The following is a 23,493-nucleotide window of genomic DNA, read 5'->3' on the forward strand; positions in this document are numbered from 1 at the left end:
ACCGATCCACGCAAGCGAGGGATGTGAAAGCCGCCAATGACACGGCTGGTGATGAAGTTCGGCGGCACCTCCATGGCCGACCTGGAGCGCATCCGGCGCGCGGCGCGCATCGTCGCGGCCGAGGTGAAGGCGGGCAAACAGGTGGCGGTGGTCGTCTCGGCCATGGCGGGCAAGACCAATGAGTTGGTCGCCTGGACCGACGGCGTGGGTGCGGCCGCAGCCGGACTGCCGCTGTCGGACGATGAATACGACGTGGTGGTGGCCTCGGGTGAACAGGTGACGGCGGGGCTGCTGGCCCTGACCCTGCGCAACATGGGGCTGAACGCCGAGAGCGTCATGGGCTGGCAGGTGCCGATCACGACGGACGAGGCTCACGCCCGCGCCCGCATCGAGTCGGTGGGCTCCGAACGGCTGGACGAAATTCTGGGCGCCGGCGGCGTGGCGGTGGTTCCGGGCTTTCAGGGGGTGACGCCGGGCGGGCGGATCACCACCCTGGGCCGGGGCGGCTCGGACACCTCGGCGGTGGCGGTGGCGGCGGCGCTGGACTGTCCGTGCGACATCTACACCGACGTGGACGGGGTCTATACGACCGACCCGCGCATCGTGCCCAAGGCGCGCAAGCTGGGCCGCGTCTCCTATGAGGAGATGCTGGAGATGGCCTCGCTGGGGGCCAAGGTGCTGCAGACCCGGTCGGTGGAGCTGGCCATGGCCAAGCGGGTGCCGGTGCGGGTCCTGTCCAGCTTCGTCGAGCCCGACGACAACGGAAATCTGCCGGCCGAGGCCGGAACCCTGATCTGCGACGAGGAGGAGATCGTGGAAAAACGCATCGTGTCCGGCGTGACCATGAGCCGTGACGAGGCCCGGATCACCTTGCTGGGCCTGTCGGACCGCACCGACGCCCCGGCCGACGTCTTCACCCGGCTGGCGGAGGCGAACGTCAATGTGGACATGATCGTCCAGTCGCAGGCGCGCAGCGAGGGGGCGGTCAACCTGACCTTCACCACCGGCCGCCGCGACGCCCAGCGCGCCGCCGACCTGATGCAGGCGGCCCAGAAGGAGATCCAGTTCGAGGAGATCCGCATCGACGCCGACGTGGCCAAGGTCTCGGTCATCGGCGTCGGCATGCGCAGCCACGCGGGCGTCGCCCAGACCATGTTCAAGGCCCTGGCCGACAAGGGCATCAAGTTCCAGGCGATCTCGACGTCCGAGATCAAGATCAGCGTCCTGATCGAGGACGCCTATGCCGAACTGGCCGTGCGGGCCCTGCATTCGGCCTATGGCCTGGAAGCGGTATAGGCGGGTTCGATTTGCCGGATCACCAAGGACATGGCCGTTATCTGATCCTTGATGGCAGCGAGTCCTACGACCGGGCGGCGTTCGAGTATCCCTCAGGCGTCGTGGTCCGGCCGACCGGCCGGGTGATCGATCGACGCGGGCTGGAACTTCGCGAACTCGCTCTCGAAGAGGGAGAAATAAGAACCCTCGATGGGCGGGTCGCTGACCATCTCTACTTCCGCCCACGGCATGTCGGCGGCGAAATCCATAGCGACAGCATCGTTGTCTATGTCGATGTGGGCGCAATGGAAGCCAACCTCGGGTGGTTCAATGTCGAACCCATCTGAAGGCGCATTCGGCATACAGAACGGATGCGCTATAGAAGGCGCAGTTGAGCGATCCTATCTGGGAGCCGCAACACGGGAGGCGGAATGCCGGTAGGCGGCGGATTGACGACGAGGGGGCCACGCAACCTCCTGCGCCAGATCCGCGAGGCCATGGCCGGCGGGGGGCCTGCGCAGGAGCGGCTGGATCGCGTCGTCCGCATCATCGCCCAGTCGATGGTGGCCGAGGTCTGCTCCATCTATCTGCGGCGCGCCTCGGGCGAGCTGGAGCTGTTCGCCACCGAGGGCCTGAACCGCGAGGCCGTGCACAACACCCGCCTGCGGCCCGGCGAGGGCCTGGTCGGCGAGGTGGCGCGTCTGGCCCAGCCGGTCAGCCTGTCGGATGCGCCCAGCCATCCGTCCTTCGCCTATCGCCCGGAGACGGGGGAGGATCCCTATCACGCCTTCCTCGGGGCGCCCCTGCTGCGCGGCGGCCGGGCCATAGGCGTGCTGGTCGTCCAGAACCGGGCCGAGCGTCGCTATGACGAGGACGAGGTCGAGGACATCCAGACCATCGCCATGGTCCTGGCCGAGACGGTGGCCTCGGGCGAACTGCTGGCCGAGGAGGAGCTGCGCGACGTCGAGCTGGCGCCGCACCGGCCCGAACGGATCAAGGGCCAGCGGTTCGCCGAAGGCCTGGCGATCGGCCATGTGATCCTGCACGAGGCGCCGCTGGCGCCCGAGAAGCTGCTGGCCAATGACGTCGTCGAGGAGGAGATCCGCCTCAACCGGGGGCTGGCCGACCTGAAGGCCGGCATCGACGCCATGCTGGACGGCGGCCAGGGCAAGCTGTCGGGCCAGTCGTTCGAGGTGCTGGAAACCTATCGGATGTTCGCCGACGACCGGGGCTGGAACCGGTCGCTGATCGAGGCGGTGCGGTCGGGGCTGACGGCCGACGCCGCCGTGGACCGGGTGCGCAACGAACACCGGGCGCGGTTCGCCCAGGCCCGCGACCCCTATATCCGCGAGCGACTGCACGACTTCGAGGACCTGGCCAACCGGCTGCTGCGCGTTCTGGCGGGGGAGAGCCCCGGCCATCGCGAGATGCCCGAGGACGCGGTCCTGGTGGCGCGCAACCTCGGCCCGGCGGACCTGCTGGAATATCCGCGCGACCGTTTGCGCGGCCTGCTGATCGAAGAGGGTTCGGCGGCCAGTCACGCGGCCATCGTGGCGCGCGCCCTGGGCATTCCCTGCGTCGGCCGTCTGCTGGGCATCCGCGACCGGCTGTCGGAGGGCGACCAGGTCATCGTCGACGGCGAGACGGGCGAGGCGCATCTGCGGCCCCGGCCGGACATGCTGGACTCGGCGCGGTCCCGCATGGCCGTGCGCAGCCAGCGTCAGGCCGAGTTCGCCAAGCTGCGCGACGTGCCGGCCGTCACGGTGGACGGGCAACGCATCACCCTGCTGACCAACGCCGGCCTGGCCGTCGATCTGGAAAACATGAACGAGACGGGGGCCGAGGGCATCGGCCTGTTCCGCACCGAGTTCCAGTTCATGGTGGCCGAGGAGCTGCCGCGCCTGAACAGCCAGACGGCCCTCTACAAACTGGTGCTGGACGCGGCCGGCGACCGGCCCGTCACCTTCCGGACGCTGGACATCGGGGGGGACAAGGTCCTGCCCTATATGGAGACGACCGAGCGGGAGGAGAATCCGGCCCTGGGGCGTCGCGCCGTGCGCCTGGGACTGGACCGGCCGTCGTTGCTGAGGCTGCAGCTGCGGGCCCTGCTGGCGGCCGGGGCCGGACGCGAACTGCGGGTCATGTTCCCGATGATCGCCACGGTGGACGAGTTCCGCGCCGCGCGGGAACTGGTCGATGTCGAGTGCGACTGGGCGCGGCGACGGGGGCGGCCCCTGCCGGCCATGCTGCGGGTCGGGGCGATGATCGAATGCCCCAGCCTGCTGTGGCATCTGGACGCCCTTCTGCCCCTGACCGATTTCGTGTCGGTGGGGTCGAATGACCTGTTTCAGTACATGTATGCGGCGGACCGGACCAATCCGCTGGTGTCGGACCGGTACGATCCGCTGTCGCCGCCCGCCTTGAGAGCCTTGCAGGCGATCCAGACCGCCTGTGCGGAGACCGGGACGCCGGTGTCGGTGTGCGGCGAACTGGCGGGCCGTCCGCTGGAGGCCTTCGCCCTGATCTGCCTGGGCTTCACGCGCCTGTCGGCCCCGGCGGGCGGGGTCGGGCCGGTGAAGCGGATGATCCTGTCCGCCGATCTGACCGCCGCGCGCCGGGCGATGACGACCTTCCTGGGCAGTTCGGCCGGATCGGTCCGTAACGAGATCGAATCCCTGGCCCGGAAATTGAACGTCTCCGTCTGACGCCGCGTTTTGACGCTTCGGGCCGCCCGTGAGGGGAGTTCGCGGCGCAGGTTCGCCTGGCGCGGGAATGCGTCGCCCCGGCTTGCAGAGCGTTGATCGTCCAATGAAAAGCGTTTATCCACAGCGGTGCGTTCGATGGTCCTCGGGGGAGGGCGCGGGCGGGGCGTTCGGTATGGTATCCAGGGGTTGCATGCGGCGCGCGGCGTTGCAGTTCCGCCCTGGGATCGAACGGTTCGGTTCCGGGACGGACGCGTGAGTATTGAGGTCGGCCGCGATGGCGCTGGATACGGGGAGTCTCCCCGATGACTTGCGAGACGCCGTGGGGTGGACGGACATGACGTCCGCCATCATCGACGCGCCGAGCCTGGGCGCCGGCCTTCGCGCGGCGCGCAAGGCGTCCGGCCGCACGCTCAACGACCTGTCGCGCATGACCAAGGTGCATCCGCGCTATCTTTCGGCGCTGGAGGAGGGCGATTTCTCGGCCCTGCCGTCGCGGGTGTTCGCCATCGGCTATGTCCGGGCCTACGCCGGCGCCCTGGGGTTGGACGAGCAGCTGGCGGTCGAGCGGTTCAAGCGCGAAAGCCCCGATCTGTCGGCCCCGCTGCAGCCGCCGGTCGGGGTGGCCTTCCAGGACGTGCGTCGTCGGTCCCAGCCGGTGCTGGTCGCCGTGGCCGTGGTGGCGGTCGCGGTGGTGGGATGGAATGTGTTCCAGCGCGTCAGCCTGATGCGCGCCCCGCAGCCGTCGGACATTGCCTCGGTGCCGGAAAGCTGGACCCTGGGGGCCGTGCCCGGCCAGACCGGCGCGCCGATCGCCATCACGGCGTCGCAGCCGGCGCCGCCGGATCAGACGACCCCGGTGCTCTACATCACCCCCGGACTGGAAGAGCAGCTGGCGGGTGCCCAGAGCCAGGAACAGCTGGCCGCCGCCGCCTATCAGAACGCCCTGCCGGTCCAGGCCGCCTTCAACCCGCGCGGCGCGGTCTATGGCGCGGCGGCGACGGCGTCCCAGGTCGTGCTTCAGGCCAAGAAGGCCGCCGCCCTGGTGGTGCGCCAGGCGGACGGTCAGGTGATCTTCGCCCGCCAGCTGGCCGCCGGCGAGGCCTGGCGGGCGCCGATGGGGATCTCGGCCACGGTCGATGTCTCGGATCCGGCCGCCTTCGACGTCTATGTCAACGGCGAGCACGGGGGTGCCCTGACGGGCCTGCTGACGCCGCTCAGCCAGCTGAACGCCCGGGCCGAAGCCATGGCGCGCCAGGCTGCGGCCCAGGCGCAGGCGGCGGCCCAGGCCGCGTCCCAGGCCGCCGCCCGGCGCACCGCCGCGGTCGGCCAGGGGCTGAATCAGGGTCTCAATCAGGGCCTGAACGGCGCCGTGCCCCGGCCCTGAGGCGATCTGAGGCCTGGCGTCATGGCCACGCCATGATGAAGCGCCTATCTTGTCGGCGACATGAGCGACCACAGCACTGAACTCGGCCACGTCCGGCCCTGGCGCCACATCGAGCGCCGCAAGAGCCGCCAGATCCGCGTCGGCCCGGTCCTGGTCGGCGGCGACGCCCCGATCACCGTCCAGTCGATGACCAATACGCCGACGTCGGACGCGGCGGCGACGATCGACCAGATCCGCCAGCTGGAGGAGGCCGGGGCCGATATCGTGCGGGTGTCGTGCCCGGACGAGGAGTCCACGGCCGCCTTCCGGACGATTGCGCGTGAGGCGAAGGTTCCGCTGGTCGCCGACATCCATTTCCATTACCGGCGCGGGATCGAGGCCGCCGAGGCCGGAGCCGCCTGCCTGCGCATCAATCCGGGCAACATCGGCAATGCGGCGCGGGTGAAGGAGGTCGTCCAGGCCGCCAAGGACCATGGCTGCTCCATGCGGATCGGCGTCAACGCCGGAAGCCTTGAAAAGGAGCTGCTGGAGAAATACGGCGAGCCCTGCCCCGACGCCATGGTCGAGAGCGCCCTGAACCACGCCCGCATCCTTCAGGATCACGATTTCCACGAGTTCAAGATCTCGGTGAAGGCGTCGGACCCGTTCCTGACCGTGGCGGCCTATCATCAGCTGGCCGAGGCGATCGACTGTCCCCTGCATGTCGGGGTCACCGAGGCGGGGCCGCTGCGGACCGGCACGATAAAGTCGTCGATCGCCATGGGCAATCTGCTGTGGGCCGGAATCGGCGACACGATCCGGGTGTCGCTGGCCGCCGATCCCGTCGAGGAGATCAAGGTCGGGTTCGACATCCTGAAGTCCCTGGGTCTGCGCCACCGGGGCGTGAACATCATCGCCTGCCCGTCCTGCGCCCGTCAGGGGTTCAACGTCATCGAGACGGTGGGCGTGCTGGAGGAGCGGCTGGCCCATGTGACGACGCCGATGTCGCTGTCCATCATCGGCTGCGTGGTCAACGGTCCCGGAGAGGCGCTGTACACCGACGTGGGCTTCACCGGCGGGGGCGCGGGGGCGGGCATGCTGTATCTGAACGGCAAGATCGCCCACAAACAGGCCAATGACGGCATGATCGACGAGATCGTCGAACAGGTGGAGCGCAAGGCCGCCGAGCTGGACGCCGCCCGGGCGGCGGCGCTGGCGGCGGAGTGACCGGCTACAGGACGCCGGCCAGCTGGAGCCCCTGGAACAGGGCCAGACTGATCAGCAGGACGCCGACGGCGTAGTTCAGGACCCGGCGCGGCACCTTCTTGACGATCAGGCCGGCGAAGGGCGCGGCGATCAGGCCGCCGACCACCAGACCCGCCACGGCGGCGAAATGCTGTTGCAGGGCGCCGGCCTCCTGCCAGTGACCGGTGACCAGGGCCCAGACGAAGGTGGCGGAGATGGCGACCGTCAGGAAGAATTCGGCGGTGTTGACCGTGCCGATGGCGCGGCGGGGCTCCTGACCGGCGCCGACCATGGCGGACGAGACCGTCGGGCCCCAGCCGCCGCCGCCGATGGCGTCCAGGAAGCCGCCGATCACGCCGAGGGGCGAAACGATCCAGGTCGGGATTCGTCGCGGCTTCATGTCATGACCGGCGCGCCACAGGATCCAGACGCCGACCAGGGCCAGATAGGCGACGATGAAGGGTTTGATGACGTCGCCGTCGATGCCGCTCAGCACATAGGCGCCCAGAACCCCGCCGATCACCCCGGCGACGGCCAGGGGGAAGAACAGCCGCCATTCGACATTGCGATGCCAGGCGTGGCTGCCGGCGGAGGCGGCGGTGGTGAACACCTCGGCCGCATGGACGCTGGCCGAGGCCGTCGCGGGCGGTACGCCGAGCGCCAGGAGAACCGAGGATGAGATGACGCCGTAGGCCATGCCCAGGGCGCCGTCGACCGACTGGGCCAGCAGGCCCACCAAAAGAAAGAGGAGAAAGGTCTCCATGGGGCTCCGGGCGGACGCGGCCCCTGCCGGGCCGACGATGAGAATGCACGATCGACGACGGCGATCCTAGCCGTTGAGGCGCGCCACGGCCTCCAGCACCTCCTTGCGGCCGTACGGCTTGGCGACGAGGACGGCGGCGAGGTCCGCATGGCGCGCCGCCGAGGCGATGTCGCCCGACAGGAAGACGATCGGCACGCCCCAGCGGCCTTTCAGCCGGCCCGCGAGCTGGGCGCCGGTGGTGGGTCCCGACAGGTTGATGTCGAGCAGGGCGCCGTCGAGGTTGTGCAGACCGGCCGCGGCCTCGGCGGCGTCGGCGTCGTGGAAGGGACCCACCACGCTGTGTCCGGCCTCGATCAGGGTTTCGGTCAGGTCCTGGGCCATCTCGGGGTCGTCCTCGACCACGAGCAGGGTCAGGGTTTCAACGGTCGCCGCCACGGCGTTGGAAGAAGCTTCCAGGCCGGTTTGCCGGGTCAGGACGCCGCGCAGGTCGCGCCACACCGCCGCGTGGGGGCGGTCCGTGTCGATGTCATAGATGGCGGCCAGGGCGACCAGGTCGCGCGTGGCTTCATCGGAGAGGCCGCGACCTTCGGTCAGAAGGCTGTCGTAACGGGCGCACAGTCGTTCCAGGTCGGCGGCGGACGCCGAAAGTTCGGGCTTCGAGTCATGGGGGCGGTCGAACATGGGAGGATCCGGTCTTGACGTCTTTTCGCCACATAGTCGCAGGCAGGCGCAGGCGTCAGGGGGTCTGACGCCATCGTGACCCCGGATCACAAGCCGGTCAGCGCCGGGAGCGGTGCGCATCGACAGGCGCCGGGTTGTCGGAGTAAGAGCGCGCCTCCGCCCGTTCGTCCTTCAGAGCCCTCGATTGCGACTTCCCCAGGCCCGTCTTGACCAGGCGCTCGACCGTTTCCATGAGGTCGAGGCGCGGATGTCCGCCGCCACGGAAGGCGCCGAGATCGTGCGCCTGTCCAAGGAGCACGCCGAGCTGAAGCCGGTGGCCGACGCCGTTCAGACCCTGGCGCGCGCGCGGGCGGAGATGGCCGAGCTGGAGGTCATGGCCGCCGATCCCGAGATGGCCGAAATGGCCGCCGAGGAGATGCAGGCCGTGAAGGAGCGCCTGCCGGACCTGGAGCGGGAGGTGGCGCTGTTGCTGGCGCCGCGCGACGCCGACGAGAACGCCTCGGCCGTTCTGGAGGTCCGTGCGGGAACGGGCGGGGACGAGGCGGCCCTGTTCGCCGGCGATCTGTTCCGGATGTATTCGCGCTATGCGGCCACGCGCGGCTGGCGGGTCGAGCTGGATTCGGCGACCGAGGGCGAGGCCGGGGGCTACAAGGAGATCATCGCCACGGTCACCGGCGACGGGGTGTTCGGCCGGCTGAAGTTCGAGAGCGGCGTGCACCGGGTGCAGCGGGTGCCAGTCACCGAGGCCGGGGGACGCATCCACACCTCGGCCGCGACCGTCGCCGTCCTGCCCGAGGTGGAAGATGTGGAGATCGAGATCCGCGACCAGGACCTGCGCATCGACACCTATCGATCGTCCGGCGCGGGGGGGCAGCACGTCAACAAGACCGATTCCGCCGTTCGCATCACCCACCTGCCGACCGGCATCGTGGTGACGAGTTCCGAAAAGTCGCAGCATGTGAACCGCGACAAGGCGATGAAGAACCTGCGGGTGCGGCTGTATGACATGCAGCGCCAGGCCAAGGACGCGGCCCGGTCGGATGCGCGCAAGTCCCAGGTCGGATCCGGCGACCGGTCCGAGCGCATCCGCACCTACAACTTTCCGCAGGGCCGGGTGACCGATCATCGCATCGGCCTGACGCTGCACAGCCTGCCGCAGATTCTTGAAGGCGAGCTCGACCCCGTGCTGGACGCCTTGATCGCCGAGGATCAGGCCGCGCGCCTGGCCGATCTGGAGGCGGAGTTCGGCTGAGGTTCCGGGTTCCAGGGGAGAAGTTGGAGGGCTAACCCCTGATCCCCAGCCCCTGGAACCTCGCCCCTGCCTTCACTCCACCCCTGCCTTCACTCCACCCCTGCCAGAAACTCGAAGATCGCCGCCTTGGACTCGGTCTCGTCGAGCATGGGGGCGTGGCCGACGCCGGGGACTTCGGCGTAGTCCATGCCGGGCGCGGCCTTTTTCATGCGCTCGGCGATGTCGGCGCCGAGAAGGTCGGACGTTGCGCCGCGGATCAGCAGGGTCGGGCGCTTGCGGGCCAGGGATCGGAACATGGGCCAGAGGTTGGGAACGAGGGCCTTGGCCCCCGCCGCGCGGATCGGCACGGCGATGTCGGGGTCATAGTCGAGCACGGGCGAGCCCTCCGTTCCTTGCCGGAAGATTCGCCGGGCGAAGGCGTCCCAGTCGGCGTCCGTGTAGTGAGGAAAGGCGACCGCGTTGATGCGGCGGGCGTAGGCGGCCGCCTCGGCCCAGGTCGGGGTGTCGACCGGCTGGCCCGAATAGGCGGCGATGCGGGCCAGACCCTCGGGCGAGACCTCGGGACCGATGTCGTTGAGAATCGCCGCCGCCACCCGTTTCGACGCCTGACCGGCCAGGGTCATGGTGATCAGCCCCCCCATCGAGGTGCCGAGGAAGACCGCGCGGGCGAGGCCCAGCTGGTCCATCAGGGCCTGGACGTCGCGGGCGTAGACGTCCGGCGTATAGGTCATGGGATCGGTCGCCCGGTCCGACAGGCCCCGCCCGCGCACGTCGAGCGCGAGGGTGCGTCGTCCGCTGAGGGCGATCAGGGGGGCGACGGCGCCGAAATCGGCGCTGTTGCGGGTGAGGCCGTGGATGGCGATGACCGGCAGGCGGGCCGGTCCGGGGCCGGGGGCGTAGTCCCTGGCGAACAGGGTCAGGCCGTCGGCGGTCGTCCAGCGACGCTCGGCGAAGGCGGGCGATACGGTGGTCATGGCGCGTCCTCCCGACGGGATTTTCCCTGACGATAATTCATCGTCCGGGGAAATGCGACGCGAAAGGCGATCAGACGCCCAGCAGATCGGCGACGAAGAGGTTCAGGTCCGGGCCCTGGAACAGGAAGCCGGGGATGCCGGCGCGGCGCGCGGCCTCCATGTCGCTGGGCCGGTCCCCGATCATGAAGGAGCGGGCGAGGTCCAGCCGATGGTCGGCCGCCGCCCGCAGGATCATGCCGGGATTGGGCTTGCGGTCCGGATGGTCGGCATGTCGCCAGCGATCCTCGATCGCCGACGAATGGTAGGGACAGGCGTAGACGGCGCCGATCACCGCCCCCTGGACCTGAAGCCGTCGCACCAGCAGGGCGTTGAAGGCGTTCATCTGGTCCAGGTCGAACATGCCGCGCGCCACGCCCGACTGGTTGGTGACGATGACGGTGAAGAAGCCGTGCCGGTTGAGCAGGCGGACGGCCTCTGCCGCGCCGGAAATCAGCTCCAGGTCCTGCTCCCGATGCGGATAGCCCACGTCGCGGTTCAGCACGCCGTCGCGATCGAGAAAGGCGGCGGGGACGAGGGGCCCGGAAGCGGGCGGGGCAGGCGGTGTTCGGGCCGGGTCGGCGTCGGTCATGGGGCGTCCGCTCTATCGGCCCCGGTTGCAAAGGGCAACGCGAAGTGACCCCATGGGCGACGTCAGACGTTTGCCGTCAGGAACCGTCATGTCTAGAAGCCCCGTCCAGACCGGTCGCCGCCCCTCGCGCGACCCTTGCCGCCGTTCGTGACCGGGGCCGCCAAGCGCCGCCCAAAAGGTCCGTCCCCGAGAGGTCCGTTTCATGTCCATTCCCTTCATCGACCTTCAGGCCCAGCGACTGCGTCTCGGTGGCCGGATCGAGGCCGCCGTCCAGGAGGCCGTCGTCGGCGGGGCCTGGGTGATGGGGCCGCAGGTGCGCCGGTTCGAGGCCGACCTGGCCGCCTTCGGCCAGGCGAAACACGCCCTGGGCTGCGCCAACGGCACCGACGCCCTGGCCCTGCCGCTGATGGCCTGGGGGATCGGGCGGGGCGACGCCGTCTTCGTGCCCAGCTTCACCTTCACCGCCACCGCAGAGATCGTGCCCTGGTTCGACGCCGAGCCGGTGTTCGTCGATGTCGATCCGGTCACCTACAACATGGACCCGGCAAAGCTTGAGGCCGCCATCGAGGGGATCAAGGCCGAGGGTCGGCTGACCCCGCGCGTGGTCATCGCCGTGGACCTGTTCGGCCAGCCCGCCGACTATCCTGCGATCAAGGCGATCTGCGACGCCCACGGGCTGAAGCTGATCTCGGATTCGGCCCAGGGCTTCGGCTGCACGATCAACGGCGAGCATCCGATCAAATGGGCGGATGTGACGACCACCAGCTTCTTCCCGGCCAAGCCGCTGGGCTGCTACGGCGACGGCGGCGCCCTGCTGACCAATGACGACGATCTGGCGCAGGAGCTGGATTCCTATCGGGTCCACGGCAAGGTCGTGGCCAAGGATCTGGAAGCCGGGGCCGCCGCCTTCGACCACGACCCGAAATATCTGGCCATGCGGATCGGCATGAACTCGCGTCTGGACACCATCCAGGCCGCCGTCCTGATCGAGAAGCTGAAGGTGTTCGGCGAGGAGATCGAATGGCGCAACCGCATCGCCTCCCGATACAACGACGGCCTGCGCCCGCACGTCGGGGCCGTGCCGGACGTGCCGGAAGGCAATGTCTCCAACTGGGCCCAGTACACGATCGAGCATGACGACCGGGACGGGCTGATCGCCCATCTGAAAGAACAAGGCGTGCCGACCGCCGTCTATTATCCGGTGCCGATGCACCTGCAGCCGGCCTATGCGCGGTTCCCGAAAGGCGAAGGTGGTCTGCCGGTCACCGAGCGTCTGAAGGACCGGGTCCTGAGCCTGCCGATGCATTCGGATCTGGACGCGGCGACCCAGGACCGCATCATCGCCGCCGTCGCGTCTTTCAAGGGCTGAATCGCAATGTCGACCGTCACCCCCCTCCGTCTCGGCGTCGCCGGCGTCGGCGTCATGGGCCGCAACCATGCGCGCGTCGCGGCCGACACGCGCGAGTTCGACCTGACCGCAGTGTTCGACCCGGACGGTCCGACCGCCCAGGGCGTGGCCGAGGTCTATGGAGCGGCCGCCTTTACCTCGGCGGCGGACTTCGTCGCCTCGGGCCTGGATGCGGCGGTGGTGGCCACGCCCAACCGGTTCCATGCCGACACAGGCGTGGCCCTGCTGGAAGCCGGGGTGCATGTGCTGGTCGAAAAGCCGATCGCGGCCACGGTCGAGGACGCCCAGCGCCTGATCGACGCCGCGAAGGCCAATGACCGGATGTTGATGGTCGGTCAGGTCGAGCGCTTCAATCCGGCGGTCGAGGCGGTCAAGCGCGCCATCGCCGGCGAACAGGTGATCTCCATCCAGATCACCCGCGTCGGCCCCTTCCCGCCGCGCATGGGCGAGGTCGGGGTGGTCATCGACCTGGCGGTCCACGACATCGACATCATCCGCCACCTGACCGAGAGCGAGATCGTCGAGGTCCAGCCCCAGCTGGCGCGAACCCGGGCCGAGCGCGAGGACACGGCCCTGCTGCAGTTCCGGCTGGACAACGGGGCGATCGCCCACATCACCACCAACTGGGTGACTCCGTACAAGACCCGCACCTTGCAGGTCGCCACCCACAACAAGTTCGTCGTCGCCGACCTGATGACGCGCCAGGTGACGGAGTATTTCGGCCAACAGCCGGACGGCTCCTATTCCACGCGCGGGGTGATGAGCTGGCCCAACGAGCCGCTGAAGAAGGAGCTGGAGGCCTTCGCCCACGCCATCCGCACCGGCGAAACCCCGGCGGTGACCGGCGAGGACGGCCTGCGGAATCTGGAAGTGGCGCTGAGGTGCCTGGGGGAGTAGTGATCGGCGCCGGGGTCTGGGCTAAACCTCGACCATGACCGACGCCGTCGAACCCCGCCTGACCAGCCTTGCCCATGGGGGAGGCTGCGGCTGCAAGATGTCGCCGGAGCGCCTGCGAAATATCCTGGCTGCGACCCCGGCCGCCGGCGCCTTCGCCGAGCTGATGGTCGGGACGGAGACGTCCGACGATGCGGCCGTCTGGCGGCTGAACGACGATCAGGCCCTGGTCGCGACCACCGACTTCTTCATGCCCATGGTCGATGATCCGTTCGATTTCGGGCGCATCGCCGCCGCCAACGCCCTGTCGGACGTCTACGCCATGGGCGGGCGGCCGATCCTGGCCCTGGCCGTGCTGGGCATGCCGATCGCCCGGCTGTCGGACCACACCATCGGCCGGGTTCTGGCCGGCGGCGCCGCCGTCTGCGCCGAGGCGGGCGTGCCTGTGGCGGGCGGGCATTCGATCGATTCGGTCGAGCCGATCTATGGACTGGTGGCGCTCGGCCTGGTGAATCCGAAGCGGGTCCTGACCAATCGTGGGGCGAAGGCCGGAGACCGGCTGATCCTGACCAAGGGTCTGGGCGTCGGCGTCCTGGGCGGGGCGTTCAAGCGGGGCGAGCTGTCGCCCGCCGGTTATCACGCCCTGATCGGCTCGACGACCCTGCTGAACACCCTCGGGGCGCGGCTGCCGGACATCGCGGGCGTCCACGCCGTGACCGATGTGACGGGGTTCGGCCTGGCCGGCCATGCGCTGGAGATGGCGCGCGGCGGCGGAGTGACCGTCGAGATCGCGGCCGACCGGCTGCCGCTGCTGGATGAGGTGCGGGGCCTGGCCGAGGCGGGCCGGTTCACGGGCGCGTCGGGGCGCAACTGGGCCAGCTATGGGGCCGAGGTCGTCCTGCTCGAAGCCGGGCCCGGCTGGCTGCGGGACCTGGTTACCGATCCCCAGACCAGCGGGGGCCTGCTGATCTCGGTCGCCGAGGATCAGGCTGAGGCGGTTCTGGCCCTGGCCCGGACGGAGGGCTTTGCGGCCGCCGCCGAGATCGGGCGGGTGACGGCCGGGCCGCCCAAGCTGATCGTCAAGGCCTGAGGGGGATGACGCGCGAGACTGACGCCCTGTCGCCCGCCGCGCGCGCGGCCTTCGACGCGATCATCGACGTTCGCAGCCCGTCGGAGTTCGCCGAAGACCACATACCGGGCGCGATCAACCTGCCGGTTCTGGACGACCGGGAGCGGGCCGAGATCGGAACCCTGTATGTCCAGGTGTCGAAGTTTCTGGCGCGGCGGCGCGGTGCGGCGCTGGTCGCCCGCAACATCGCCGCCCATCTGGACGGCCCCCTGTCGGACCGGCCGGGCGGGTTTCGACCGCTGGTCTATTGCTGGCGCGGCGGCCAGAGGTCCGGGGCCATGGTCACGGTGATGGATCAGGTCGGCTGGCCGGTGACGCGGCTGGACGGCGGGTATCGTCGCTGGCGTCGGCGGGTGCTGAATCTGCTGCACGACGTCGCCAGGCCCCTGCCGTACCGGCTGGTGCTGCTGGACGGGCCGACCGGATCGGGCAAGACCGAGACCCTGGCGCTGTTGCACAACCATGGAATCCAGAGTCTGGACCTGGAGGCGCTGGCGGCGCATCGCGGCTCCCTGTTCGGCGGGACGGCGCCGTCACAGCCGCCGCAGAAGCTGTTCGAAAGCCGGCTGGCGGCGGCCCTGGAGGCGCTGGATCCCGATCGGCCTGTGGTGGTGGAGGCCGAGTCGAGCCGGATCGGCGCCCGCGTCGTGCCCGCGCGGCTGTGGGCGGCGATGAAGGCGGCGCCGCGAGTGGCGCTGGAGGCTTCGCTCGAGCAGAGGGCCGACTACAGCCTGGGCGCCTATGCGGATCATGCGGAGGACCCGGCGCGACTGGACAGGCTGCTGACGCGCCTGCCGCCCCGCCACGGCCGGGCCGCCGTCGAGAGGTGGCGAGCGATGGCGGCGCGGGGGGAGCTGGCCGAGCTGACGCGCGACCTGCTGGAGGTCCACTATGACCCGGCCTATCGCGGCGTTTCGGCCCGGTTCGGGGCGCCGATCGCGGTCCTGCCCGCCCCGGTGTTCGCCCCTGACCGTTCGGCGGCCCTGACGGCCCTGACCGCCGCGATCCGGTCGGCCTGAGCGATCAGGCCGGGACGAATTGCATCCCCAGCCATTCGGCGATCAGGGCGGGTTTGTCCAAACCGTCGATCTCGACGGTGACCTCGTGCTTGATCAGCCAGCGTCCGCCGCCCTTGTCCTCGGCGGACAGCAGCTTGAAGCGGCCGCGCACCTTCGAGCCGACCGGCACGGGGGCGATGAAGCGCAGTTTGTCGAAGCCGTAGTTGACCCCCATGGTCACGCCCTCCAGGGCGCCCACGGCGTCATAGCTCATGGCCGACATCAGGCTGAGGGTCAGGAAGCCGTGGGCGATGGTGCCGCCGAAGGGGGTCTGTTTCGCCGCCTCGGGATCGACGTGGATGAACTGCCAGTCCTCGGTGCAGTCGGCGAAGGCGTTGATCCGCGCCTGATCGATCTCGATCCATTTCGACAGACCGACCTCCTGGCCGATCAGCCCCGCCAGTTCGCTGGCCTTGGTCATGTGCGTTTCCCCTTTTGTTGCCGGACCAAACTAGCCGCCTTCCCAAGCGTCAGGCCAGCAGGAATTCAGCCGGCGAACCGGCCCTCGATGATCTCGGCGAACAGGGACAGGTCGATATTGCCGCCCGACAGGACGACGGCGGTGGTCAGGCCCGCGGTCTCGACCTTGCCGGCGAGCAGGGCGGCGAGGGAGACGGCGCCGCCCGGCTCGACCACCAGTTTCAGGGTGCGGAAGGCGTAGCGCACCGCCTCGGCGGCCTCGGCGTCGGTGACGGTGACGACGCGATCCAGCCGTCGGTTGATCGGGAAGGTCAGTTCGCCCGGCCGATCACTCATCAGGGCGTCGCAGATCGAGGGCGACTGGGGCGGGGCGTAGGTCAGCCGTTCGCCCGCCGCGAGGGACAGTTCGGTATCGTTGTACTCCCGGGGCTCCACCCCGATGACGCGGGTCGAGGGCGAGCGGGCGGCCATCGACAGATTTATGCCGGCGATCAGGCCCCCGCCCGACGCCCCGCACAGCAACTGGTCCAGGTCGGCGCCGACGGCCCCGGCCTGTTCGACGATCTCCAGTCCGGTCGTGCCCTGGCCCTCGATGACGAAGGGGTCGTCGAAGGGGCGCACCAGGACCGAGCCGCGCGTGGCCGCAATCTCCTCGCCGATGGCTTCGCGGCTTTCGGTGTAGCGGTCGTAGAAGCGAACCTCGCCGCCGAATTCGATGACGCCCTCGACCTTCACCTTCGGGCTGTCGGCCGGCATGACGATGACGGCGCTCGTCCCGACCATGCGGGCGGCGGCGGCCACGGCCTGGGCGTGGTTGCCGGAGGAATAGGCGACCACGCCGCGGGTCTTCTCTTCCTCCGTCAGGCGGCTGATGCGGTTGTAGGCGCCGCGGAACTTGAAGGCCCCGGCCCGTTGCAGGGTCTCGGCCTTCAGCAGGACGCGGCCGCCCAGGCGTTCGTTCAGAGCCGGGCTTTCGATCAGGGGGGTGCGGACAGCGGCCCCGGCGATCTGGCGGGCGGCGTCGAGGACGCCGTCGAAGGAGGCGGTGTGGGTCATGGGTTGCGTGTAGCGCGGCTGAGTGGCGAGTGGCGAGTGGCGAGTGGATTCGATGTGCCGTGCAGTCTCAAGCCGGATTGAGGCGCCTCCTACTCCCGCTTGCCTCGCCACTCGCCACTCGCCACTCTCCACTGCATGAGCCTAATTCTCGCCATCGACCAGGGCACGACCTCGACGCGGGCGATCGCGTTCGAGCTGAACGACAAGGGGGCGCTCAGTCCGGTGGCGGTCAGCCAGATCGAGCTGGCGCAGCATTTCCCGGCCTCGGGCTGGGTCGAGCATGATGCGGCCGAGATCTGGACGGCCGTGGTCCAGACCTGTCGCGAGGTCATCCGCAAGGCCGGGGGCGTGGGCCGGTTCGCCGCCGTCGGCATCACCAACCAGAGGGAGACTTCGGTCATCTGGGACGCCGCGACGGGCGAGCCCCTGCACCGGGCCATCGTCTGGCAGGACCGGCGCACGGCCGATGTGGCGGCGCGGCTGGCGGCGGCGGGACACGAGGCGGCGGTTCAGGCGGCGACCGGCCTGATCCTCGACCCCTATTTTTCGGCGACCAAATACGCCTGGCTGCTGGATGCGGTCCCGGGCGCCCGCGATCGAGCCGGGCGCGGCGAGGTGAAGCTGGGCACCATCGAGAGCTGGCTGGTGTGGAAGCTGACCGGAGGCGCGCGCCACGTCACCGACGCCACCAACGCCAGCCGCACCTCCCTGATGGATCTGGAGACCCTGAACTGGCGGGACGACCTGTGCGCCCTGTTTGACGTGCCGCGCGCCGCCCTGCCCGAGATCGCCGGCTGCGCCGGGGAGATGGGGCGGTGCGATCCGGCCCTGTTCGGGCGCGACCTGCCCATCGCCGGATCGGCCGGGGACCAGCAGGCGGCCCTGGTCGGCCATGGGGCGCTGAAGGCGGGCGAGGCCAAGATCACCTACGGCACCGGGGCCTTTCTGGTGGCCAACGTCGGCGACAGGCCGGTGGCGTCGAAGAGCCGTCTGCTGGGCACTTTGGGGTTCAGCCTGGAGTCCGCGCCGAAGCCGGGTAGGATTGCATATGCATTAGAGGGGTCGATCTTCTCCGCCGGGTCGGCGATCCAGTGGTTGCGGGACGGAGCGAGGCTGATTTCGGAGTCTCGCCAGTCCGAGGCCCTGGCCCAGTCCCTGCCGGACAACGGCGGGGTCTATCTGGTGCCCGCCTTCACCGGTCTGGGGGCGCCTTGGTGGGACCCGGAGGCGCGCGGGACGATCACCGGCCTGACCCGCGACAGCGGTCCGGCCCATTTCGTCCGGGCGGCGCTGGAAAGCCTGGCCTATCAGACGCGGGACCTGCTGGACGCCCTGGCGGCGGACGGGGCGCCGCCGCTGAAGACGCTGAAGGTGGACGGCGGGGTGACGGCCAACGCCTTCGCCATGCAGTTCGTCGCCGACATCTGCGGTCTGGCGGTCGAGCGGCCCGCGTTTCAGGAGATGACGGCTCTCGGCGCGGCGCGTCTGGCGGCCCTGGGGGGCGGGCTGATCGACGATCTGGAGAGCCGTGCGACGGACGCGCCGGCCGTCTGGGCCCCGGCCATGTCGGACGATCGGCGTGAGACCCTGCATCAGGGCTGGCGTCGCGCGGTCAAGGCAGCCATTATTGCAGCGCAACAGAACGGCTGAAGCCGTCGATCGCCTCAGGGGGAAACCAGATGACCGATCAGCATGCAGACGCTCAAGCGGCCTTTGGCGGGACGCGCGAGGTCGATCCCCGCTATGTGCTGGACGAGGCGCGGCTGACCGAATGGCTGGCGGCCCATGTGCCCGGCTTTTCCGGCCCTCTGACCATTCGCCAGTTCAAGGGCGGCCAGTCGAACCCGACCTATGAGCTGACGACGCCGACGGCCGCCTATGTGCTGCGTCGCAAGCCGCCGGGGCAGCTGCTGGCCTCGGCCCATGCGGTGGACCGCGAGTTCCGGGTGATCTCGGCCCTGGGCGCACAGGGCTTCCCCGTCGCCCGCGCCTACGCCCTGTGCGAGGACGAAAGCGTGACCGGCTCCATGTTCTACGTCATGGAGAAGGTCGAGGGCCGGGTGTTCTGGGACCTGAAGCTGCCGGGACTGGAGCCCGCAGAGCGCCGGGCGATCTATGAGGCCCAGACCGACGCCCTGGCGCGCCTGCACGCCTATGACCCCGAGGCGATCGGCCTGGGCGATTATGGCCGGCCGGGCAACTATTTCGCGCGTCAGGTCGGGCGCTGGACGAAACAGTATCACGCCTCCGAGACGCACGGGATCGAGGCCATGGACCGGCTGATCGCCTTCCTGCCCGACAGCCTGCCGGCCGAGGGTCCGACGCGCATCGTCCATGGCGACTTCCGTCTGGACAATATGATCATCGCGCCGGACCGGGCCGAGGTGAAGGCGGTGCTGGACTGGGAGCTGTCGACCCTGGGCGATCCGATGGCCGATTTCTCGTATGTGCTGATCGGCTGGGTCCTGCCGGCCAGCCAGAGGAACGGCATCGGCGGGTCGGACCTGAAGGCGCTGGGCATTCCGTCGATCGAGGAGACGGTGGAGCGCTACGCCGACAAGGCCGGGGTGGCCAAACCCACCAATCTGGACTGGCTGCTGGCCTACAACCTGTTCCGCCTAGCCGCCATCTGTCAGGGCATCGGCGGCCGCGTCCGCGACGGCACCGCCGCCAGCGCCCACGCCGTCTCCATGGCCGCCCAGGTCGAACCCCTGTCCGCCGCCGCCTGGGACTTCGCCAGGAAGGCGGGGGCCTAGGATAATCCTCCCCCAGAGGGGGAGGGGGACCGCCGAAGGCGGTGGAGGGGGCCTGACCCGGACAGGGTTTCAAGCCATAGTCTTCCGATGGAAGCGCCGAAGCTTACGGTGAAACGCGCTCGCGAACTGAGGCGCAAGATGACCTTGCCGGAAGTGCTTCTCTGGCAGGCCATCGGGGGCGAGCGGCTGGATGGCGCGCGTTTCCGGCGTCAACATTCCATCGGCCCCTACATCCTCGACTTCTACTCGGACGCGGCGAAGCTGGCGGTGGAGATCGACGGAGTGGTCCACGACCATCCGGACCAGGTGGCGCACGACGATGCGCGGAGCCGTTGGCTCGCGCTTCGAGGCATCAAAGTCTATCGGATCGCCGCCAGGGATGTGCTCGGAAACCTTCAGGGGGTGTTGGCCAGCCTCAGACAGAGGTTGTGCGGCCAACCTCCTCCACCGCTTCGCGGTCCCCCTCCCCCAGAGGGGGAGGATTAGCGGCGCGCCAGCGCCCAGAGCCCTGCCTCAGCGCGGTTCGCCGACCAGGGTGAAGGGCGCCCAGAAGGCGGGGTGGCGCCATTCGCGGTTCGCGCGGACGGCCTTCATGCCGTGCTGGAGAGCGCGCGCACGGTCGCCGACGTCGGCGCCGGGGGCGTCGAGGGCGGCGAAGGTGTCGGAGATCAGGGCGGTTGTGGCGCTGTCAGACACCTCCCAGTGCGAGACCAGAACCGAACGCGCGCCTGCGTAGAAGAAGGCCCGGGCCAGGCCCGACAGGCCCTCGCCGCCCGGCCGGCCGTCAGAGGCTGCGGTGTTGCAGGCCGAAAGGACCACGAACTCGGCGTTCAGCCGCAGCTGGGCCGCCTCGGACGCCGTCAGATAGCCGTCATCGGCCTCGGTCGCCTGTTCCGGCGGAGTCAGGACCAGACCCGGCTCGGCGAAGCTGGACCCGGCCATCAGGCCATGGGTGGAGAAGACCACGAACCGGGCCCGCGACAGGGCGGCGGCGTCCGTGCCGCGCACGGCCGTCTCGGTGGCCTGGGCGCCGGTGCGGACCAGAGCCTGGGGATAGCGGCGCTTGAGCGCGTCCAGCTCGGCCTTGGAGCCGGGCAGATAGGGCAGGGCCTTGAGCTTGGCGACGTCGGCCAGACGTCCCTCGCCCAGGACGGCGTCGGCCGCCGGCGCCCCGCGGGAGACGCCGAGGGTCGGCGCCCCGGTCAGGATCGGCGCCCCGAAGGCGGCCAGGCTGAAGCCGCGACGCGCGGGCTGGGCGGCGCGGACAGGCGCGGCGGCGGTCGGCAGGGCCGGGCAGCCGGCGCTGCGGCGGGCGGGATCGGCGACCAGATGGCAGCGCAGGGCCTTGAGGCTGGACACCGACGGCAGGGTGGCCAGGGCGTAGCGATCGATCAGCCAGGGGGCCGTGTCCAGGGCCTCCGGGCCGGTGTCTGGACCCTGGGGCGGGGCGGTGGTCAGGACGGCCAGGGGCAGGGTGGTCAAGGCGCCGGTGGTGACGGTGACCAGGGTCGTCTTGCCCTCGAACACCGCCTCGACCGGGCGGACCAGTTCCGAATAGAGCCGCCAGGCAAGGGCGCGGTCGAAGGCCGGGGTCGGGCGGCCGGTCAGCAGGGCCGGGTCCAGCCAGTCGCCGTCGTCGCCGCGCGAACTGGCCGCCGCCGTGGTCAGTGAGGCGCGCAGGATCGCCACCGCCTCGGTCATGGCGGTCTCGTTCAGGTCGGCGGCCCGAGCCCATTCGACCCGATCGCGCGTCAGGCCCCAGACATAGGTCGCGTCCGGATTGACCAGGATCAGCAGCAGGCCCTCGTTGGGCCGCAGCAGGGCCTGGGTCTCGGCCACCGTCAGGGCGCGCGGACTGGTCAGTTCGGCATAGGCGGGGAAGCGGGCCTCGACGTCGGCGTCGACGACGCGGAGCCGCTGGATCACGGCCTCATAGTCGGTGCGGACCGCCGTGCGGCGCGCCGAGACGTCGGCGTCGGTGGCGGCGTAGAGACGCTCCAGCTCCCGCTCCAGGCCGTCGCGGCGGCTGATCAGGGTCTCGCGCTCCTCGGCCAGACGACCGAGGGCGTCGTCGCCCTGGGCGAAGCGGGCCGAGACCTTGGCCAGGGCGTCGGCGGCGTCGGAGGCGATGGCCCACTGGGCCGCCTCGAAGGCCTCGGCGCGCAGCGATTCCGGGGTGTCGACGGCGGCCCCGGCCGGAGCCCCGGCCCAGGCCGACGCGCCGGTCGCCAGCATCAGGGCGACGCCCGCCGTCACCGCCGCCCATGCCCGCGCCATGCCGTGCTCCCGTCCTAGTTGCTGAGGATCTGGACCTTGGTCCAGACCTGACCGCGATTGACGATGTCGATCCGCATCTTGCCGCCCTGGGGCCGGACGACGGTGCAGACCGGATAGTGATCGCCGCGTCCGTCCTGACAGACCAGGGTCCCGCCGGCGTCGCGGATGGTCAGGTCGATGTTGGAATCGCCGTCGCCGATGGCCGCGACGCGCAGCACCCCGCCGCGCGCCTCCAGTTCGAAGACATAGGTCTCGCGGGCCTTGATCTCGCGCACCTGGAAGATCGGGCCCTGGCCGAAGGGCGAGGACCGGACGCCGCGCGTGGTGTTGCGGACGCGGGCCACGGCGTCGCGGACGCCCTGATTGTCGGGCGCCATCCGTTCGGCCTCTGTCAGCAGGCTCTCCCAGGTCAGGAAGGGCTGGGCGTCGTCGTCGGCGGGCCGCAGCGGCGTCTCGGCCATCATGCGGGCGGCCATGATCAGGGGGCCGGGTTCGCCCCGGCGGCGACCCCAGTCGGCCAGATGGGCGGCGGTGACGATCTGGGTCACGGCGGCGGCCTCGGGCGATGCCGCGTCGGCCGCAGCGGGGTCCTGGGCGGCGTTCTGGGAAGGCACGGCCGCGACGGCGCTCGGCGGCGTGGTCAGGGCGGCGCAGGCGGCGGTGAGGACGGCCAGGCTGACGCCGACGACAAGGGCCGTTCCGCGTCCGTGCAATCTGTCCATGCGCCCGTGTCTCCCCCTTGATCCGCGCCCGACGGGACGCGGCGGCCAAGGATAATCACTGTCGGGCCGGTCTTGGCAAACTGACCGAACATGATGACGCGGCGGGACGCCTCAGAGGGTGGCGGCGGTGAGGATGCGACGGTCCTCGCGGCCCTGGACCAGGACGGCGACCGCCTCGCCCGTCTCGACGCGGCGTGGCAGGGGGTAGAGGGCCGGGCGGCCGGTCCAGGCCCCCAGCTTGGTCAGGCCGCGCACGACATTGACGTGGCGCACGGCCTGGCCGCGATTGTCGCCGCCGTTGACGGTCACGGTCTGGGGGCCGGGGGTGTAGAGCACGGCCCAGACCTCCGCCCCGCCGGCGGGCGGGCGACCGGAGCCGACGCCGACGCGGTCGCCGGTCGCGCGGAACTCGATCTGGGGCGGAGGCACGCGATCGGTCGAAGCCTCGTCGACGGCCTTCTGCAGCGCCGGTCCCGCGCCGCCGGGCAGCTGGAGCCGGCCGTCGATCACCACCTGGGGCGTATAGACATTGCGGATCCTGAGGGCGGCGCGATAGGCGTTCTGGCGCTGGGCGAACTCGGGCCGGGCGAAGGTGTCGGGCCAGCCGAGATAGTCCCAGTAGTCGACGGCGTAGGTCAGGGCCAGGACGCCAGGTTCATCGGCCAGGGCCTCGACCGCGAGATTGGCCTCGGGGCAGCCGGAACAGCCCTGGGCGGTGAACAGCTCGACCACGACCGGCTCGGCCGGCGCGGCCTGGCGCGCAACGCGATGCGTCCGCGACGGCTGCGCCGCCGAGCCGACGGCGCTCGCGACCAGGACGGCCGACGCCCCGGCGATGACCAGTCCCCTGAACCTCATGCCCGCAACCCTAGCGCCGCTGTGCGTTC

Annotated in this window: 22 protein-coding genes; 13 read left to right on the forward strand and 9 right to left on the reverse strand. The window is 70.2% G+C overall.

The window, feature by feature from the left end:
* Positions 1-36 precede the first annotated feature (36 nt).
* The 5 genes from ACO2Q1_RS06155 to ispG all read left to right on the forward strand — a co-directional run bounded on the left by ACO2Q1_RS06155 (position 37) and on the right by ispG (position 6,570).
* Positions 37-1,296 (forward strand): aspartate kinase, encoded by a 1,260-nt coding sequence (locus ACO2Q1_RS06155; RefSeq protein WP_423328661.1) that lies wholly within the window; start codon positions 37-39, stop codon positions 1,294-1,296.
* Between the two features lie 11 nt (positions 1,297-1,307).
* Positions 1,308-1,622 (forward strand): hypothetical protein, encoded by a 315-nt coding sequence (locus tag ACO2Q1_RS06160; RefSeq protein WP_423328662.1) that lies wholly within the window; start codon positions 1,308-1,310, stop codon positions 1,620-1,622.
* Between the two features lie 150 nt (positions 1,623-1,772).
* Positions 1,773-3,980, forward strand: coding sequence for a phosphoenolpyruvate--protein phosphotransferase (gene ptsP / locus ACO2Q1_RS06165; RefSeq protein ID WP_423328769.1), 2,208 nt, complete (start codon positions 1,773-1,775; stop codon positions 3,978-3,980).
* A gap of 334 nt (positions 3,981-4,314) precedes the next feature.
* A complete protein-coding gene (locus ACO2Q1_RS06170; protein WP_423328663.1) occupies positions 4,315-5,364 on the forward strand; it encodes a helix-turn-helix domain-containing protein in 1,050 nt (349 codons plus the stop codon).
* 60 nt (positions 5,365-5,424) lie between these two features.
* Positions 5,425-6,570, forward strand: a complete 1,146-nt coding sequence (gene ispG / locus ACO2Q1_RS06175; protein ID WP_423328664.1) for a flavodoxin-dependent (E)-4-hydroxy-3-methylbut-2-enyl-diphosphate synthase — start codon at positions 5,425-5,427, stop codon at positions 6,568-6,570.
* Between the two features lie 4 nt (positions 6,571-6,574).
* On the opposite strand, the gene ACO2Q1_RS06180 is transcribed toward ispG, so the two are convergent.
* Together ACO2Q1_RS06180 and ACO2Q1_RS06185 are read right to left on the reverse strand one after the other, a co-directional pair.
* Positions 6,575-7,351 carry a sulfite exporter TauE/SafE family protein gene (locus ACO2Q1_RS06180; protein ID WP_423328665.1) on the reverse strand — a complete coding sequence of 259 codons (777 nt, stop codon included), beginning with the start codon at positions 7,349-7,351 and terminating at the stop codon, positions 6,575-6,577.
* A 66-nt stretch (positions 7,352-7,417) separates the two neighbouring features.
* Positions 7,418-8,032 carry a response regulator gene (locus ACO2Q1_RS06185; RefSeq protein WP_423328666.1) on the reverse strand — a complete coding sequence of 205 codons (615 nt, stop codon included), beginning with the start codon at positions 8,030-8,032 and terminating at the stop codon, positions 7,418-7,420.
* Between the two features lie 184 nt (positions 8,033-8,216).
* On the opposite strand from ACO2Q1_RS06185, the gene prfA reads away from it, so the two are divergent.
* Positions 8,217-9,284 (forward strand): peptide chain release factor 1, encoded by a 1,068-nt coding sequence (gene prfA / locus ACO2Q1_RS06190; RefSeq protein ID WP_423328667.1) that lies wholly within the window; start codon positions 8,217-8,219, stop codon positions 9,282-9,284.
* 89 nt (positions 9,285-9,373) lie between these two features.
* Here prfA and ACO2Q1_RS06195 read toward each other — a convergent pair whose 3' ends face one another.
* Entirely contained in the window at positions 9,374-10,258 is an 885-nt protein-coding gene (locus ACO2Q1_RS06195) for an alpha/beta fold hydrolase (RefSeq protein WP_423328668.1), read from the reverse strand.
* Positions 10,259-10,328: 70 nt separating this feature from the next.
* Positions 10,329-10,886 carry a D-glycero-alpha-D-manno-heptose-1,7-bisphosphate 7-phosphatase gene (locus ACO2Q1_RS06200; protein ID WP_423328669.1) on the reverse strand — a complete coding sequence of 186 codons (558 nt, stop codon included), beginning with the start codon at positions 10,884-10,886 and terminating at the stop codon, positions 10,329-10,331.
* A gap of 202 nt (positions 10,887-11,088) precedes the next feature.
* On the opposite strand from ACO2Q1_RS06200, the gene ACO2Q1_RS06205 reads away from it, so the two are divergent.
* Genes ACO2Q1_RS06205 through mnmH form a run of 4 tightly spaced genes read left to right on the forward strand, consistent with a single transcriptional unit; the run spans position 11,089 to position 15,336 of the window.
* Complete coding sequence (locus ACO2Q1_RS06205; RefSeq protein ID WP_423328670.1) at positions 11,089-12,255, forward strand: DegT/DnrJ/EryC1/StrS family aminotransferase; 1,167 nt, start codon at positions 11,089-11,091, stop codon at positions 12,253-12,255.
* 6 nt (positions 12,256-12,261) lie between these two features.
* Positions 12,262-13,191, forward strand: a complete 930-nt coding sequence (locus ACO2Q1_RS06210) for a Gfo/Idh/MocA family protein (RefSeq protein ID WP_423328671.1) — start codon at positions 12,262-12,264, stop codon at positions 13,189-13,191.
* Positions 13,192-13,225: 34 nt separating this feature from the next.
* On the forward strand, positions 13,226-14,278 hold the full coding sequence (selD, locus tag ACO2Q1_RS06215; RefSeq protein WP_423328672.1) for a selenide, water dikinase SelD: 1,053 nt from the start codon (positions 13,226-13,228) through the stop codon (positions 14,276-14,278).
* A gap of 5 nt (positions 14,279-14,283) precedes the next feature.
* Entirely contained in the window at positions 14,284-15,336 is a 1,053-nt protein-coding gene (gene mnmH / locus ACO2Q1_RS06220) for a tRNA 2-selenouridine(34) synthase MnmH (protein WP_423328673.1), read from the forward strand.
* A gap of 4 nt (positions 15,337-15,340) precedes the next feature.
* Here the strand turns inward: mnmH and ACO2Q1_RS06225 are convergent, their stop codons facing one another.
* Both ACO2Q1_RS06225 and ACO2Q1_RS06230 read right to left on the reverse strand, forming a co-directional pair.
* A complete protein-coding gene (locus tag ACO2Q1_RS06225; protein ID WP_423328674.1) occupies positions 15,341-15,796 on the reverse strand; it encodes a MaoC family dehydratase in 456 nt (151 codons plus the stop codon).
* A gap of 65 nt (positions 15,797-15,861) precedes the next feature.
* Complete coding sequence (locus ACO2Q1_RS06230; RefSeq protein ID WP_423328675.1) at positions 15,862-16,851, reverse strand: threonine ammonia-lyase; 990 nt, start codon at positions 16,849-16,851, stop codon at positions 15,862-15,864.
* Positions 16,852-16,986: 135 nt separating this feature from the next.
* Between ACO2Q1_RS06230 and glpK the strand changes: the two genes are divergently transcribed.
* The 3 genes from glpK (at position 16,987) to ACO2Q1_RS06245 (ending at position 20,093) form a co-directional block, all read left to right on the forward strand.
* Complete coding sequence (glpK, locus tag ACO2Q1_RS06235) at positions 16,987-18,501, forward strand: glycerol kinase GlpK (protein WP_423328676.1); 1,515 nt, start codon at positions 16,987-16,989, stop codon at positions 18,499-18,501.
* 29 nt (positions 18,502-18,530) lie between these two features.
* Entirely contained in the window at positions 18,531-19,607 is a 1,077-nt protein-coding gene (locus ACO2Q1_RS06240; RefSeq protein ID WP_423328677.1) for a phosphotransferase family protein, read from the forward strand.
* 108 nt (positions 19,608-19,715) lie between these two features.
* The gene (locus ACO2Q1_RS06245; protein ID WP_423328678.1) at positions 19,716-20,093 is read left to right on the forward strand and encodes an endonuclease domain-containing protein; all 378 of its coding nucleotides are present in this window, start codon (positions 19,716-19,718) and stop codon (positions 20,091-20,093) included.
* A gap of 27 nt (positions 20,094-20,120) precedes the next feature.
* On the opposite strand, the gene ACO2Q1_RS06250 is transcribed toward ACO2Q1_RS06245, so the two are convergent.
* From ACO2Q1_RS06250 to ACO2Q1_RS06260, 3 genes are all read right to left on the reverse strand, one after another.
* Positions 20,121-21,884 (reverse strand): CHAT domain-containing protein, encoded by a 1,764-nt coding sequence (locus tag ACO2Q1_RS06250; protein WP_423328679.1) that lies wholly within the window; start codon positions 21,882-21,884, stop codon positions 20,121-20,123.
* A gap of 14 nt (positions 21,885-21,898) precedes the next feature.
* Positions 21,899-22,606: a hypothetical protein gene (locus ACO2Q1_RS06255; protein WP_423328680.1), complete on the reverse strand. Its 708-nt coding sequence runs from the start codon at positions 22,604-22,606 to the stop codon at positions 21,899-21,901.
* 111 nt (positions 22,607-22,717) lie between these two features.
* Positions 22,718-23,464, reverse strand: a complete 747-nt coding sequence (locus tag ACO2Q1_RS06260; protein ID WP_423328681.1) for a DUF1223 domain-containing protein — start codon at positions 23,462-23,464, stop codon at positions 22,718-22,720.
* Between the last annotated feature and the right edge of the window lie 29 nt (positions 23,465-23,493).

This window comes from Brevundimonas sp. VNH65 (genome assembly GCF_049445955.1).
Classification (GTDB): Bacteria; Pseudomonadota; Alphaproteobacteria; order Caulobacterales; family Caulobacteraceae; genus Brevundimonas.

Coding starts and splice junctions, on each gene's coding strand:
- glpK (WP_423328676.1), top strand. CDS start 16,987: ATGAGCCTAATTCTCGCCATCGACCAGGGCACGACCTCGACGCGGGCG.
- ACO2Q1_RS06155 (WP_423328661.1), top strand. CDS start 37: ATGACACGGCTGGTGATGAAGTTCGGCGGCACCTCCATGGCCGACCTG.
- ACO2Q1_RS06250 (WP_423328679.1), bottom strand. CDS start 21,884: ATGGCGCGGGCATGGGCGGCGGTGACGGCGGGCGTCGCCCTGATGCTG.
- ACO2Q1_RS06255 (WP_423328680.1), bottom strand. CDS start 22,606: ATGGACAGATTGCACGGACGCGGAACGGCCCTTGTCGTCGGCGTCAGC.
- ACO2Q1_RS06240 (WP_423328677.1), top strand. CDS start 18,531: ATGACCGATCAGCATGCAGACGCTCAAGCGGCCTTTGGCGGGACGCGC.
- ACO2Q1_RS06195 (WP_423328668.1), bottom strand. CDS start 10,258: ATGACCACCGTATCGCCCGCCTTCGCCGAGCGTCGCTGGACGACCGCC.
- ptsP (WP_423328769.1), top strand. CDS start 1,773: ATGGCCGGCGGGGGGCCTGCGCAGGAGCGGCTGGATCGCGTCGTCCGC.
- ACO2Q1_RS06170 (WP_423328663.1), top strand. CDS start 4,315: ATGACGTCCGCCATCATCGACGCGCCGAGCCTGGGCGCCGGCCTTCGC.
- ACO2Q1_RS06210 (WP_423328671.1), top strand. CDS start 12,262: ATGTCGACCGTCACCCCCCTCCGTCTCGGCGTCGCCGGCGTCGGCGTC.
- ispG (WP_423328664.1), top strand. CDS start 5,425: ATGAGCGACCACAGCACTGAACTCGGCCACGTCCGGCCCTGGCGCCAC.
- ACO2Q1_RS06200 (WP_423328669.1), bottom strand. CDS start 10,886: ATGACCGACGCCGACCCGGCCCGAACACCGCCTGCCCCGCCCGCTTCC.
- ACO2Q1_RS06260 (WP_423328681.1), bottom strand. CDS start 23,464: ATGAGGTTCAGGGGACTGGTCATCGCCGGGGCGTCGGCCGTCCTGGTC.
- ACO2Q1_RS06185 (WP_423328666.1), bottom strand. CDS start 8,032: ATGTTCGACCGCCCCCATGACTCGAAGCCCGAACTTTCGGCGTCCGCC.
- mnmH (WP_423328673.1), top strand. CDS start 14,284: ATGACGCGCGAGACTGACGCCCTGTCGCCCGCCGCGCGCGCGGCCTTC.
- ACO2Q1_RS06225 (WP_423328674.1), bottom strand. CDS start 15,796: ATGACCAAGGCCAGCGAACTGGCGGGGCTGATCGGCCAGGAGGTCGGT.
- ACO2Q1_RS06180 (WP_423328665.1), bottom strand. CDS start 7,351: ATGGAGACCTTTCTCCTCTTTCTTTTGGTGGGCCTGCTGGCCCAGTCG.
- ACO2Q1_RS06205 (WP_423328670.1), top strand. CDS start 11,089: ATGTCCATTCCCTTCATCGACCTTCAGGCCCAGCGACTGCGTCTCGGT.
- ACO2Q1_RS06230 (WP_423328675.1), bottom strand. CDS start 16,851: ATGACCCACACCGCCTCCTTCGACGGCGTCCTCGACGCCGCCCGCCAG.
- selD (WP_423328672.1), top strand. CDS start 13,226: ATGACCGACGCCGTCGAACCCCGCCTGACCAGCCTTGCCCATGGGGGA.